The 13,407-nt window shown below is 70.3% G+C and carries 13 protein-coding genes and 1 pseudogene; 9 read left to right on the forward strand and 5 right to left on the reverse strand.

Features of this window, described 5'->3' with window-relative positions:
- Positions 1-16 precede the first annotated feature (16 nt).
- Positions 17-1,207 (reverse strand): glycerate kinase, encoded by a 1,191-nt coding sequence (locus tag C3B71_RS08305; RefSeq protein WP_108967331.1) that lies wholly within the window; start codon positions 1,205-1,207, stop codon positions 17-19.
- Between the two features lie 22 nt (positions 1,208-1,229).
- Positions 1,230-2,614 (reverse strand): annotated as a pseudogene (locus C3B71_RS08310) (M20/M25/M40 family metallo-hydrolase).
- 41 nt (positions 2,615-2,655) lie between these two features.
- On the opposite strand from C3B71_RS08310, the gene C3B71_RS08315 reads away from it, so the two are divergent.
- Together C3B71_RS08315 and C3B71_RS08320 are read left to right on the forward strand one after the other, a co-directional pair.
- Complete coding sequence (locus C3B71_RS08315) at positions 2,656-3,276, forward strand: DUF3043 domain-containing protein (RefSeq protein ID WP_234415853.1); 621 nt, start codon at positions 2,656-2,658, stop codon at positions 3,274-3,276.
- Positions 3,277-3,398: 122 nt separating this feature from the next.
- Positions 3,399-4,406: an aldo/keto reductase family protein gene (locus C3B71_RS08320; protein ID WP_108967333.1), complete on the forward strand. Its 1,008-nt coding sequence runs from the start codon at positions 3,399-3,401 to the stop codon at positions 4,404-4,406.
- A 165-nt stretch (positions 4,407-4,571) separates the two neighbouring features.
- On the opposite strand, the gene C3B71_RS08325 is transcribed toward C3B71_RS08320, so the two are convergent.
- Complete coding sequence (locus C3B71_RS08325; RefSeq protein ID WP_108967335.1) at positions 4,572-5,621, reverse strand: quinone-dependent dihydroorotate dehydrogenase; 1,050 nt, start codon at positions 5,619-5,621, stop codon at positions 4,572-4,574.
- Positions 5,622-5,749: 128 nt separating this feature from the next.
- On the opposite strand from C3B71_RS08325, the gene ypfJ reads away from it, so the two are divergent.
- Entirely contained in the window at positions 5,750-6,652 is a 903-nt protein-coding gene (ypfJ, locus tag C3B71_RS08330; protein WP_108967337.1) for a KPN_02809 family neutral zinc metallopeptidase, read from the forward strand.
- Positions 6,653-6,798: 146 nt separating this feature from the next.
- On the opposite strand, the gene gap is transcribed toward ypfJ, so the two are convergent.
- Positions 6,799-7,809 carry a type I glyceraldehyde-3-phosphate dehydrogenase gene (gene gap / locus C3B71_RS08335; RefSeq protein ID WP_108967339.1) on the reverse strand — a complete coding sequence of 337 codons (1,011 nt, stop codon included), beginning with the start codon at positions 7,807-7,809 and terminating at the stop codon, positions 6,799-6,801.
- 336 nt (positions 7,810-8,145) lie between these two features.
- Here gap and C3B71_RS08340 point away from each other — a divergent pair, with 336 nt between their 5' ends.
- From C3B71_RS08340 to C3B71_RS08365, 6 genes are read left to right on the forward strand one after another with little or no spacing between them, the layout of a single operon-like run.
- Positions 8,146-8,664 (forward strand): flavodoxin family protein, encoded by a 519-nt coding sequence (locus C3B71_RS08340; protein ID WP_108967341.1) that lies wholly within the window; start codon positions 8,146-8,148, stop codon positions 8,662-8,664.
- A 54-nt stretch (positions 8,665-8,718) separates the two neighbouring features.
- Positions 8,719-9,066, forward strand: a complete 348-nt coding sequence (locus C3B71_RS08345; protein ID WP_108967343.1) for a hypothetical protein — start codon at positions 8,719-8,721, stop codon at positions 9,064-9,066.
- 53 nt (positions 9,067-9,119) lie between these two features.
- Complete coding sequence (locus C3B71_RS08350) at positions 9,120-9,545, forward strand: DUF488 domain-containing protein (protein ID WP_181574828.1); 426 nt, start codon at positions 9,120-9,122, stop codon at positions 9,543-9,545.
- A gap of 42 nt (positions 9,546-9,587) precedes the next feature.
- Positions 9,588-10,382, forward strand: coding sequence for a MerR family transcriptional regulator (locus C3B71_RS08355; protein WP_108967345.1), 795 nt, complete (start codon positions 9,588-9,590; stop codon positions 10,380-10,382).
- Positions 10,383-10,415: 33 nt separating this feature from the next.
- Entirely contained in the window at positions 10,416-11,357 is a 942-nt protein-coding gene (locus C3B71_RS08360) for an ABC transporter ATP-binding protein (RefSeq protein ID WP_108967347.1), read from the forward strand.
- Positions 11,354-12,994: a hypothetical protein gene (locus C3B71_RS08365; protein ID WP_108967349.1), complete on the forward strand. Its 1,641-nt coding sequence runs from the start codon at positions 11,354-11,356 to the stop codon at positions 12,992-12,994. Before C3B71_RS08360 ends, C3B71_RS08365 begins: the two co-directional genes overlap by 4 nt.
- On the opposite strand, the gene C3B71_RS08370 is transcribed toward C3B71_RS08365, so the two are convergent.
- Complete coding sequence (locus tag C3B71_RS08370; RefSeq protein ID WP_073331699.1) at positions 12,984-13,355, reverse strand: metal-sulfur cluster assembly factor; 372 nt, start codon at positions 13,353-13,355, stop codon at positions 12,984-12,986. The genes C3B71_RS08365 and C3B71_RS08370 overlap by 11 nt on opposite strands.
- Between the last annotated feature and the right edge of the window lie 52 nt (positions 13,356-13,407).

A 13,407-nucleotide genomic window follows, 5' to 3' on the forward strand; every position in this document is an offset into this window, starting at 1 on the left:
GGTCGGTGCGAGCCTCTCAGCGGGACCAGGTGCGGGCCAGCCGCGCGCCGATCGCCTCCAACCGCGCGCCCACTGCCACCGCCCCGCCGGCATTCCACACCTGGTCTTCCACCGTGCGCGGCTGTTCAAGCGAGTACGCCGACACGATGCCCGCCTCCGCGAGTTCACCGCGCGGCACGGCCAACCGGCCCGCCACCAGCACCGTCGGCAGAGCCCAGGCCCCAGCCGCCTCACCGACCACCGCGGTCACGGAGTCGGCGACGACGTCGTAGGCCTCGCCGGTGGCGGTCACCACCAGATCCTGCCCGTCCACGGAATCCTCCAGACCCAGCAGCAGCGCCAAGACGCGGGGGCCGGGCAGGGCGCGGGCGCCGAGGGCCCGCAACACCAGCGCCGCTCCCCCGCCGGCCCCCGTGCCCCGGGCGGTGGCGGATAGCAACTGTGCCTGCGTGGGCTCGCCGCCGACCACCGGGAGCGAGTCCGGCCGGGGCACGGCGACCCGGGCCGCGATCTGCGACGCCGCGGCGCAGGCCCGCCGGTTCAGCACCTGCGCACGCGCGCTAGACAGGCTGGTTAGGTCGCTCAGGCTCTGGCCGGCGCCGGACACACCCCCCAGCGGCGTGTCGTCGGCCAGGGCGAGCAGCAGCTCACGTCCATCGCAGAGTCCCCGGGCGGCTTCCAGACCGCCCATGCCGTCCAGCACTCCCGCTCCGCCGTCGTGGACGGCTGTGGATGCCAGGGTAACGATCAGCGTGTCACCGGGAGCGGTAGCACCGAGCGCCGCGGCCAGCGCCTGTCCCAGCCCCAGCGTCGTCCCGGCCTCGGCCTCGCGGGCCGCCTCATCGCGGCCGGACGGCAGACCGACCAGCCGAGCGGCGTCCAGCAGCCAGGTGGCTCCCGTCGCGCCCGCGCGGGGCGCGACCGCAGGCCGCAGGCGCAGCAGGTCCACCTCGCGGACCTCCCCCAACGGCCCGCGGGCCTGCAGCACCGCGCGGGAGATGACCGCCGCGGCGGGGATCGCCTGGGCGGTGCCGGGGCCGCCGTCGGGAAGCGGCAGCAGCGTGAGGACGTCGTCGGGGCGCTCGCCCGCCCAACCGGAGGCGAGTGCGTCTGCGGCGGCGGCCGCAGCCAGGCCGGTTTCCGGGGTCACCAGCGGGACACCGCCCGGCTCGGGGTACATGGGGCCGGGCGCCAGAAGTACGCGCATATACGTGTCCGCCTGCGCGAGGTCAGTCGGCGGACGCCACGCCGCCGAGGCGCGCGAGCAGCAGGACATCCGCGGCGACGATGCGCTCGAGGTCGCCCAGGTGCATGGACTCGTCCTCGCTGTGGGCGCGCGTATCCGGGTCCTCAATGCCGGTGACCAGTACCTGGGCGTCCGGGAAGGTCTGCTTCAGCGTGGCGATGAAGGGGATGGAGCCGCCCTGGCCGATGTTGACCGCCTCAGTGCCGAAGGCCTGCGTCAGCGCCCAGTGGGCGGCGCGGGCGGCCGGGCTGTCGGCACCACCGTCGAAGGCGGGGCCCATCTCGCCCGCACTGACCGTCACCCGCGCCCCGAAGGGCGCATGGGTCTCCAGATGAGTGCTCAGGGCCGCCAGTGCGGCGGCCGGGTCCTGCCCGGGGGCGATGCGCATCGAGAGTCGAGCGGTGCAGGAGGGGGCGAGCACGTTGCCCGCCACCCGCAGCGGCGTCACGTCCATGCCGATGACGGACAGCGCCGGCTTGGTCCACAGCCGGGCGGTCAGTTCACCGCTGCCCGCCAGCCTCACGCCTTCCAGCACGCCGGCGTCGGCGCGGAAGTCGGCGTCGGAGTAGTCCGGGGCGCCGGCCGCCACGGGCCGGGAGACGAGACCGGGCACGGCCACATCGCCGACGTCGTCGTGCAGGGTCGCCACCAGCCGACACATGGCGGTAACGGCGTCGATGATCGGACCGCCGTACTGGCCGGAGTGGAGGGCGTGGTCGAGCACGTCCAGACGCACATCCACCTGGATCACCCCGCGCAGGGAGGTGGTCAGTGCGGGCACCCCCACCCGCCAGTTGGAGGAGTCGGCCACCACGATCACGTCGGCCTCCAGCTGCTCGCGGTAGGCGTCCAGGAACGCCTCGAAGGACGGCGACCCGACTTCCTCCTCCCCTCGATGAACACGGTCACCGAGCAGGGCAGCTGGCCGTCGTTCAGCTCGGCCGCCAACCGCAGGGCGTGCACCAGGGAGATGACACCGGCGCCGTCGTCGGCGGTGCCCCGCCCGTACAGCCGCTCGCCGCGCCGCTCGGCGGTGAAGGGGTCGGGCTGGCGCCACTTGGAGGGGTCGCCGACCGGCTGCACATCGTGGTGGGCGTACAGCAGCACGCGCGGGGAACCGACCGGGCCGTCACGGTGGGCCAGCACCGCCGGACGACCGGGGCCGTCGGGGCCGGGCACCGAGGTGACGCGGGCCTCCAGGCCGGCGTCGCGCAGCAGCGCAGCCACGTGCTCCGCGGAGCGCTCCACCTGGGCGGGGTCGTGCCCGGAGGCAGAGACGGAGGGGATGGCCACCAATTCGGTCAGGTCGCGGACAACCCGGTCGAAGGAGTCGTGGACGGCGGCGGAAACGGCGTCGGCATTGATCATGAGTTGCAGGGTAGCGCGGTTGAGCCGCTAACCTGTGGCCCGTGAGCCTGTTAGAGAAGCTGCCGTTCATCAAGCGCGACCGGTCCGGCGATGCCGCCGAGGCCGCCACGGCCGCCCCCGCCAAGACCTCCGGTAAGAAGGGCCGCCCCACCCCCAAGCGCAAGGATGCGCAGGCCCGCAACGTGCACCCGATCGTGCCCGCGGACCGCAAGGCGGCCAAGCGGGAGGCCCGCGCCAGGCAGGATGCGGCCTGGGAGCGCCAGCGCCAGGCCATGCAGACCGGCGACGAGCGCTACCTGCCCGCCCGCGACAAGGGTCCGATCAAGCGTTATATCCGCGACTACATCGACGCCCGCTACTCGCTCGGTGAGCTGTTCATCCCCTTCAGCTTCCTGCTGATCATCGTGTTCATCGGCTTCTCCTCGCGGAACACGCTGCTCAGCTATTACTTCATGCTGGCGGTCTACCTGTTCCTGTTCATCGCGATGATCGACGCCGTGATCTGCTGGCGGCTGCTGCGGCGGCGGCTGTACGCCAAGTTCGGCCAGGAGAAGGTCCAGTCGCAGGGGCACATTTTCTGGTACATCTTCTCCCGCTGTTTCAACCTGCGGCGCTGGCGCCAGCCCGCCCCCCAGGTGGCGCGCCGCCAGTACCCCGAATGAGCGAATAAGCGCCCGAGTGGCCGAGCGCCCCTCCCCCTCGCCGAGGTCGGTTGATATGACGTCCTGCAGATCGATGGGGCGGGATTGTTCCATGGAGGTACTTACTGGTCTATGCTGGTGTCATGGTCGCATATCGTCATCTCGGCAGCTCCGGACTCAAGATCACCGAAATCACCTACGGCAACTGGCTCACCCACGGCTCCCAGGTGGAGGCCGACACCGCCATTGACTGCGTGCACACGGCACTCGACCTGGGCATCACCAGCTTCGACACCGCAGACGTGTACGCGAACACCGTCGCGGAGGAGGTGCTGGGCCAGGCGCTGAAGGGGCAGCGGCGCGAATCCCTGGAGATCTTCACCAAGGTGTACTGGCCCGTCGGCCCCAAGGGCCCCAACGACGTCGGCCTGTCCCGCAAGCACATCATGGAGGGCATCGACGGTTCGTTGCGCCGCCTGGGCATGGACTACGTCGACCTCTACCAGGCGCACCGCTACGACTACGCCACCCCGCTGGAGGAGACCATGCAGGCCTTCGCGGACGTGGTGCGCGCCGGCAAGGCCCTGTACATCGGCGTCTCGGAGTGGACCGCCGAGCAGATCCGGGCCGGCCAGGAGCTCGCCACCCAGATGGGCTTCCGGCTGGTGTCCAACCAGCCGCAGTACTCCGCCCTGTGGCGCGTCATCGAGGACAAGGTCGTGCCGACCTCGACTGAGCTCGGCATGGGCCAGATCGTCTGGTCGCCGATGGCCGAGGGGGTCCTGTCCGGCAAGTACCTGCCCGGGCAGCAGCCGCCTGCCGGCTCGCGCGCCACCGATGAGAAGGGCGGCAAGGAGATGATCAGCCGCTGGATGCGCGACGACGTGCTCACCGCGGTGCAGCAGCTGAAGCCGATTGCCGACGACGCCGGGCTGTCCATGCCGCAGCTGGCCATCGCCTGGGTGCTCCAGCACGACTTCATCTCCGCGGCGCTGGTGGGCGCCTCGCGGCCGGAGCAGCTGGTCGAGAACGTCAAGGCCTCCGGTGTGAAGCTGGGCGACGAGGTCATGGTCGCAATCGATGCGGCTCTGGGCGACGTCGTCGAGCGCGATCCAGCCCTGACCCGCTCCCCCGAGCAGCGTCCGGCCTGACGCACTCTGTTTGGTCAACCAAGTACCCGAATAGCCGAGACCGGTCGGATGGCACGCACCATTTCGACCGGTCTCGGTGCGTATCTTCCACCGATCTGGGCACGTAAGATCAGCCGACCTCGGCACGTAAGATCAGCCGACCTCGGTGATGGGAGCGAGACGGGGTCAGCGCAGGTGACGCGGGCTGGTCGCCAGGGCGCGGTTGATGCGGCCGGGCCAGGCCGGGCCGTTGTAGATGAACGCCGTGTAGGCCTGCAGCAGGTCGGCGCCGGCGTCGAGCATGAGTTCCGCGTCCATGATGGAGGAGATCCCGCCGACGCCGATGATCGTGGGGCCCTCCCCCATCCGGTTGCGCAGACGACGCACCACCTGTAGCGAGCGCGGCAGCAGGGGCGCACCGGACAGGCCGCCCTCCCCCAGGTCGTGGTCGATGGTGGTGTTGGTGGCGACGACCCCGTCCAGCTTCATGTCCAGGACCAGGTCGGCGACGGCGTCGATGTCCTCGTCAGCCAGGTCCGGGGCGATCTTGACCAGTAGCGGCACGTGCCTGTGAGCGGCGGCGTCGGCGGCCTGGCGCACGGCGGTGAGGATCGGCCGCAGCGACTCGACCTCTTGCAGGCTGCGCAGCCCGGGGGTGTTGGGACTGGAGACGTTGACGACCAGGTAGTCGACCCAGCGTGCGACCTTCGAGGCGGAGTAGGCGTAGTCCTGGGCGGCCTGCTCCAGCGGCGTGGTCTTGGTCTTACCGATGTTGGCGCCGACAACGATGGAGCGGCCCCGCACGGTGGAGCGCAAATGCCGCAGCCGCGCGGCGGCCTCGTCGGCACCGGAGTTGTTGAAGCCCATGCGGTTGCGTACGGCGCGGATGGTCGGGTAGCGCCACATGCGCGGCTTGTCGTTGCCGGGCTGAGGACGGGCGGTGAAAGTACCCACCTCCACAAAGCCGAAGCCAAGCATGTCCATGCCCTCCACGGCCTGTCCCTCCTTGTCCATGCCGGCGGCCAGGCCGAGGATCCCGGGGACGGGGCGGACGAATGGGCCGCCCTGGTTCGCGGACGGCACGGGGAAGGCGGGGCGCCGCCCCACGGCTTGCCGGACGACGTCGCGCACAAGCGGCACCTTGCTGGTGGCCTCGATCGCCTCCACGCAGACGTCGTGGATGGTCTCGGGGTCGATGCGGGCGAAGACGGTCTTGTACAGCAGGTCGTACAGCACGGCTCCAGGGTACTCGTGGTGGGGGCGACGGCGCACCGATGCGTCACCGGGATCCGCCGTGTCCGCTAGCCTTGGGCGCAGACCGCAAACAATCAGCGCAGCGACGCCCCGGCAATGAGGTGGGTTCCGTGTCATTCAACCGCAACATCAAGCTCGATCCCAACCGGGTGCAGACGCGCTCCGGTGGCCGTGGCGCCGTCATCGGGGGCGGCTCCGTGCTGGCCGTATTGGCGGTCTTCCTGCTTTCGCAGGTGACCGGAGTGGACCTGTCCGGTCTGCTGGGCGGGCAGGACGCGGCCTCCGGCACCTCCACCTCCTCCACCATCGACACCTCCATGTGCACCAGTGGCCAGGCCGCCAACCAGTACACCCAGTGCCGCATGATCGCCACCGCGGAGTCGCTGGACGCGGTGTGGGATGAGCAGCTGCCCGGCCAGGCCGGCACCGCCTATGCCGAGCCGGGCTTCATCCTGTGGGACGGGCAGTCGGTGTCGACGGCGTGCGGCTCGGCCACCAGCGCCGTCGGCCCCTTCTACTGCCCGGGTGACTCCAACGTGTACCTGGACATGAGCTTCTTCTCCGACATGGAGTCCACACTGGGCGCCCAGGACACGCCGCTGGCGGAGGAGTACATCGTCGCCCACGAGTTCGGCCACCACATCCAGAACCTGCTGGGCGTCATGGGTTCCACGGACCGCTCGGGCACGGGCGCGGACTCCGACTCGGTGCGCACCGAGTTGCAGGCCGACTGCTATGCGGGCGTGTGGGTGCACTACGCAGCCACGACCGTTGACCCCGACACGGGCACCGCCTTCCTGGTCGAACCCACCCAGGCCGAGATCGCCACCGCCATCAACGCCGCCGAGTCGGTGGGAGACGACCACATTCAGCAGCGCTCCAGCGGGACCGTCAACTCCGACACCTGGACGCACGGCTCCTCCGAGCAGCGGGTGCGCTGGTTCACCACCGGCATGGAGTCGGGCTCCCTGCAGCAGTGCGACACCTTCGCCGTGGCCGGCTCCCAGCTCTGAGCCTTCCGGATGCGGCTTGGCCCCACCGCGGCAGCGGCGCTCCATCTCACGTACGCGTTCGCCTCTCACGTACGCGCTTTGGAGCTTTCCCCGCGTAGGGATGTTGAATAACTCCAAAACGCGTACGTGTGACGAGAAGTCGTACGTCAGGCGGCCAGCTGAGAGCCGACCATGTAGGAGAACTCGACGAGCCGGTTCGAGAAGCCCCACTCGTTGTCGTACCAGCCGAAGACCTTCACCTCGTTGCCGATGACCGCGGTCAGCGGGGCGTCGAAGATCAACGAGTGCGGGTTGCCGACGATGTCGCGGGAGACGATGGGTGCCTCGGAGTACTGCAGATACCCGGCGAGCGACCCGTTGGTCGCTGCCTCCCGGAAGGCCGCATTGATCTCCTCGACGGTCGCCGTCCGGCGGGCGACGACGGTCAGGTCGGTGATTGAGCCAACGGGAACCGGCACACGCAGGGCGGCCCCGGTCAGGCGGCCTTCGAGTTCGGGAATGACGGCCCCGATGGCGCGGGCCGCTCCCGAGGAGGTCGGGATGATCGACTCGGCCGCGGCACGGGCACGGCGCAGGTCGCGATGCGGTGCGTCGTGCAGGCGCTGGTCGCCGGTGTAGGCGTGGATCGTGGTCATGAGGCCGGTCTCAATGCCCACCAGATCGTTGAGGACCTTCGCCAGCGGTGCCAGCGAGTTCGTGGTGCACGAGCCGTTGGAGAAGACGTCGGCGGCATTGACGTCGAGTTCACGGTCGTTGACGCCGAGGACGAAGGTGGGGACGTCGCCCTTCGCGGGAGCCGAGACAATGACCTTCTTCGCGCCGCCCTCCAGATGCGCAGCGGCCTTGGCCGCGTCCGTGAAGAAGCCGGTGGACTCAATGACCACATCGGCCCCCACGCTGTCCCACGGGATACCTGCGGGATCGGGCTCGGAGAAGACCGCGATGCGGCGGCCGCCCACTACGAGCGCGTCGCCGTCAACGTGGACATCGTCCAGGCGGCCACTGACGGAGTCCCATTCGAGCAGGACGCCCAGCGTGGCGGCGTCGGTGAGATCGTTGACGGCGACCACCTCGATGTCCGCGTGGTTGGCCAGGGCGGCCCTTAGGTAGGTGCGGCCGATCCGACCGAAGCCGTTGATTCCGATTCGCACAGTCATGCTGTTCTCCCTCTTCTGCAGGTCGTGGATGTGTTTCGCTCACGGACACGACCGTGAGCGGCTGGTTGGCGGAGCCCTACGGCCCGCCGGCCTCCATCCCACGACGTGCAGCTGCGAGTCCCCTGCGGTCCCACTGGCAAGGTGGCGGGCAGTGCCTAACTCCGGGCGCACAGTTCGATGAGTTGTGGCTCGACTCGAAGGTTGCTCACCGCCGGGCCGCCAGCAGCTCCGAACCGGGCCATCGCAACCGGTACCCGCTTGCGTGCGACGCAACGTCACACCCGACGCTGGGTGCGTCCGCCCCACCCGGGGCACCGCCGACAACCGGGAGGAACCATGGCCACCGCACCCACCGCGCTCATCGTCATCGAGTCCTGCTTCGGCAACACCCGGACGATCGCCGAGGCCGTAGCCGCCGGGCTCACGGATGCCGGCGCCCAGGCCCGGGTCCTTGATGCGGTCCAAGCACCCGCCTCGCTGCCCGCGAAGCTCGATCTGCTGATTCTGGGAGCTCCCACCCACAACCGGGGACTGCCGACCACGGCCACGCGCGCTCAGGCGGGTAAGCAGGCCGGTGCCGCCGCGCCGAACAGCGGCATGCGCGAATGGCTGGCGCGCACCACCATTCCGCCCGTCCTCACCACGGCCGTCTTTGACACGGTGACCTCCAAGAGCTGGCTGAGCGGCTCGGCGGCCAAGGCGATTATCAAGGCCCTGCGGCGCGGGCGGGGTCGGGATGCGCCGTCGATCAGGAGCTTCCTGGTTCAAGGGCAGTCGGGGCCCCTCGCCGACGGCGAGGAGGCGGCCGCCCGCACCTGGGGGCGTGCTCTGGCGGCCTCGACGACCAACGTTTGATGCCCGCCTCACGGCGAACAGTCACATCCGACAACCTTCCGTAAGGAGAGCAGAATGACGACCAGCAACATCAAGATCCGGTTGAGCGGCCGCGCCACCACCGGGATCTGCCTGACCGCCTGCGGTATTCTCACCATAGTCTGGGGAGGCACGGTCGTGCTGGTCAGCATGTTCAGCGGCGACTTCATGTCCTTCGCGGCCGGGGGCCTGGTGCTCATCGCCCTCGGCGCGTACCTGGTCACCGCACTGCCACCGGCCCTGCGCATCGCGGCCGTCTGGCTGGCGGCGTCGGGCTTGATCGCCTACCTGTTCATCATCGGCATGGAGACGATCGTGGCGCTGATCGGCTGTGTCCCGGTCGTGGGGTTCGCGGCTTGGCTCAGCACCAGGCTGTGGCGTTGAACAGCCGTTGTTGGGCCGGTGACGGCGGGGCCGTGGACGCCTACGGTGGTGCCATGAGCCCCGCCTCCGGCCCCGTCCTCCCGTCCGCCGCCCTGCCCTGTTCCGACGCCGTCGTCCTGAAGGGGGTGCGTGAGACTCCGGCGCCCGACGACGGCCTGCGGGTGCTCGTGGACCGGCTGTGGCCGCGGGGAGTGAGCAAGCAGCGGGCCGCGCTGGACGACTGGGCGAAGGACGCCACCCCCACGACGACGCTGCGCAAGGCATTCCATTCCGGCGAGCTGGACTGGCCGCGGTTCGTCGACGCCTACCGCGCCGAACTCGCCGAGCGGCCCGAGGCGGCCGCAGCCGTGGCGGAGCTGCGCCGTCGCGCCCTGGCCGGCCGGGTGACGCTGCTGTTCGCCGGCCACGACCACGTACACACCCACGCCCGCGTGCTGCGCGAGGCCGTCCTGGGTGCCCAGGACCCGGACCTGCCCTGAGCCGAGGCGCCTGGACTCGACCGAAGGAGAAAGCCCCCTCCCATGCGCGTCGCCGAAATTGCCCGACTCACCGGCACCACGGTCCGCACCGTGCGCTACTACCACAAGCAGGGTCTTCTGCCCGTGCCCGAAGAGCGCGGCGGCTGGCGCGACTACGACATAAGCCATGTGGCTCGCCTGTCACGCATCCGCTGGCTGGTCCAGGCCGGCGTCCCGCTGAAGTCCATCGCCCGCATCCTGGACTCCCCCACCGACGAAGTGGTCTCCACGGATGCCGCCGTGCTCGACGACCTGTCCGGAGCCCTGGCCGTGATTGAGGAGCATCTGACGGAGGTGACCCGCCAGCGGGACATGCTCGCCTCCCTGCTGGAGCGCGCGCGAGAGGGCTTGACCGTCTCCCCCATGCCGCCGCGCATGGTCGCCTTCTTCGACCGGCTGGAGGCGGAGGCCCCCGATGAGCGGACACGGGCGGCCGTGCGCCGCGACCGTGACCTGGTCGATGTGGCCTGCTACAGCGGGCACATGCCGCCCGAGGCACAGTACCTGTTCCCCGGACCGAACGACGGCGAGGACGCCGACGCGCTCGTGGCCTACGGTCAGGACACCGACAGTCTGACCGACTCCCAGGTCGAGGCACAGGCCGCAAAGAACATTGCGCGGTTCGAGCGCACGCTCGGCCCACGGCGTTGCCGTGAACTCGCCGATAGCGTTGATGCCGCTGCCATTGCGCCCCTGTTCAAGCTGTTTGCACACCTTGGAGCCGGTGGCGCCCGATTGGCCGGCGAAATGGAACGGCAACTAACAGAAGCGATCGCCCGCTGGCGCGCAACACCTTGAGTGTGACGCGACGTCGCACCCGAACCTGGGCGCATGACACCCACAGTTACTGTCACCAGGCCAGCCCCCGTCGGTTCACCGATCCAGGAACCGGCAATCGAGGTTGCCGGACTGGTCAAGACCTTTAGCCGCCTGCACGCCGTGGACGGCCTGGACCTGCACGTGCGCCGCGGTCAGGTCCATGGCTTCCTCGGCCCCAACGGCGCCGGCAAGTCCACCACGATTCGGGTACTTCTGGGCATGTACCGTCGCGATTCCGGCGAGGTGCGGGTGCTGGGCCGTGATCCGGCGCAGGAGGCGGGCGCCATTACCCGTCGCACCGCCTATGTGCCCGGGGATGTGGCGCTGTGGCCGAGTCTGACCGGGGCGCAGACGCTGGATGCCTTCGCCGCGCTGCGCGGCCGCCGCGATCGACGCCGTGAGGCGGAGCTGATCGTGGCATTCAGCCTGGATCCTTCCAAGCCGGTGCGCAGCTACTCCAAGGGTAATCGGCAGAAGGTTGCCCTGATCGCGGCCCTGGCGGCGCCCTGCGAGTTGCTCATCCTGGATGAGCCCACCACCGGGCTCGACCCGCTCCAGGAGGAGGTCTTCCAGACCTGTGTGCGCGAGGCGGCCACCGGGGGCCGCACGGTGCTGCTGTCCAGCCATCTGCTGGACGAGGTCGACCGCGTATGCGACGCGGTCACCATCATCAAGGACGGGCGCACCGTGGAGACCGGCACGCTGGCCGCTCTGCGGCACCTGCGCAACTCGACCATTACCTGCCGCCTCCCCGACGGCGCCGCTCCCGCTCTCCCCCGAGGCTCGAACGCTCCGCCACCGGGAACCGATGGTGTGACGCGGATATCGGTTCCCGCTGCCGAGGTTCCGGAGACGTTGAGCGCCCTCATTGCCGCGGGTGCCCAGGGGATCACCTGCACCCCGGCGTCCCTGGAGGACCTGTTCCTGCGTCACTACGAGGGCCAGGCCCGATGATCACCCCGCCGACATTCATACGACACGCCCTGCGCACCGCCCGCATCATCGCCCGGGAGGAACGCGCCTGGCTGCTGGTCCTGCCGACGGCGGCCGCCCTGCTGACCGGCCTGCTCGCCCCGAACTACGCGACCACCTACGCCACAGCCGCCGATCTGGCGCGTGCCGTGGCGATGAGTAGGATATCCAAGTCGTTAACGGCCCTTTACGGTGAGCTGCCCGAGGGCGCCGACGCCGTGCAGCTCGCGGTCTGGGAACTCGGGGCGCTGACCTGTCTGCTGCTGGGGATCGTGGTGGTGCTGCGCGCGGTTGCGGTCACGCGCGCCCAGGAGGACGGTGGGCGCTCCGAGATGCTGCGCGGCGGCGGCGTCGGTCCGGTCGGTGAGCTGGTCGGCGTCAGCCTGATGCTCGGGGCGCAGTGTGTGCTGCTCGGCATCGGCGCGGGCGTTGGGATCCTCGCGTTGGAGGGCGCCGGGGCGGCGGATGCGACCGCCTATGGGATCGCCGTGGCCGGAACCTGTGCCCTGCTGGCGGCAGTCACGGTCCTGCTCGCACAGCTGACCACAGACGCCACCGGCGCGCGCGGCGCCGGGCTCGCAGCACTGGCTGTGCTGTATGCGGGGCACGGGGCGTGGGCCGCCCAGGGGTGGGGGTGGGCGGGTGCCTGGTCGCCGTTCGCGCTGCGCAGCGCGATTGATCCCGGCGGGAAGAACAACTGGCAGCCCGCAGCGATCGCGGGCGCCGCCCTGGTGATTCTGCTTGCCACGGCGGCGGGCGCCGCGCGCCGCCGCGACCTGGGGGCCGGACTGATCCGCATCGGGCCGGGCCGGCACCGTCCACTGCGGGTTCGCGGACCGATGACGCTCGCGCTGCGGCGCTCGCGCGGCCAGCTGCTGGCGTGGGCGCTGGCCGCCGCCGCCATCGCCGGGGTGCTCACGGCCATGGGCGAGAACATGGTTGAACTGGCCCGGCAGGGAGCGGTGGACGGCGGCACGTTCAGCTCGCTGCTGGGCGGTGGCGATCCAGGCACGGGATTCCTGGGTTACATCGGCGTGCTGGTGGCGGCCCTGGCCTGCACGCAATCGGTGGCGCTGACGGGACGCTTCGCGGCCGAGGAGTACTCCGGGTTGGTTGAGGCGCAACGCTCCACCGGCACCGGGCCGGCGCGGCTGCTAATCGGCCAGTGTCTGGTCGCACTGTTCGCAGCGGGGCTCACGCTCGGTGCGGCCGCTCTGGTCGCGGGGCTGGTGGGACACGCGCTGCTGGACACCACCGCCGATGACGCGCTGCGGCTGGTCGCCGGCCAGTGGCCCGCCGCAGCGGCCTGCACTGGCGTCACCGCGCTGCTGGGTGGCGCCTGGCCACGGCTACGGTGGCTGGCATGGGCACCATTGCTCGCAGGGCTCGGAATCGCCCAGCTCGGCCCCAGCCTCGACCTGCCGCAGTCGATGATTGACGCAGGGCTGTTCGCTCAGGCGGGCGATCCAACAATGGTCTGGCTGGTCCTGGTCGGCGCGACGGGGACAATGGCGGGCGCGGTGGTGGCGCACCGCCGTGACCTGCACCCGGCCATCGGGCGGCAGCCTGCCGGACGTGGGCTGCAGTCTGCCTTCGCCTACGCGCGTCTCAGACGTTGAAACCGAGGGCGCGCAGCTGGTCGCGGCCCTCCGGGGTGATCCGGTCCGGGCCCCACGGCGGCAGCCACACCCACTGCACACGCACCTTGTCGACGATGAACCCGAGCGCCTGCTGGACCTGCTCCTCGATCACGTCGGTGAGCGGGCAGGCGGCGGTGGTCAGGGTCATGTCGAGCACGACGGTGCCGTCGGGCTCGATCGAGATGCCGTACAGCAGGCCGAGGTCGACGACGTTAATTCCCAGCTCGGGGTCGACGACGTCGCGCAGTGCCTCCTCAATGGCGGCGACGTCCACGTCCGCGACGCTGGTGGGCGCGTGCTGCGCGGCCATCGGGTTGGTGGCCGGAGCGGTCTCGCTCATAACTCCTCCTGGTGGATTGAGACAGGGGCTGTGGTTTTGGGGCGGCCGGGCG

This window comes from Actinomyces sp. Z16 (assembly GCF_003111765.1).
In the GTDB taxonomy this organism is placed as follows: domain Bacteria; phylum Actinomycetota; class Actinomycetes; order Actinomycetales; family Actinomycetaceae; genus Actinomyces; species Actinomyces glycerinitolerans.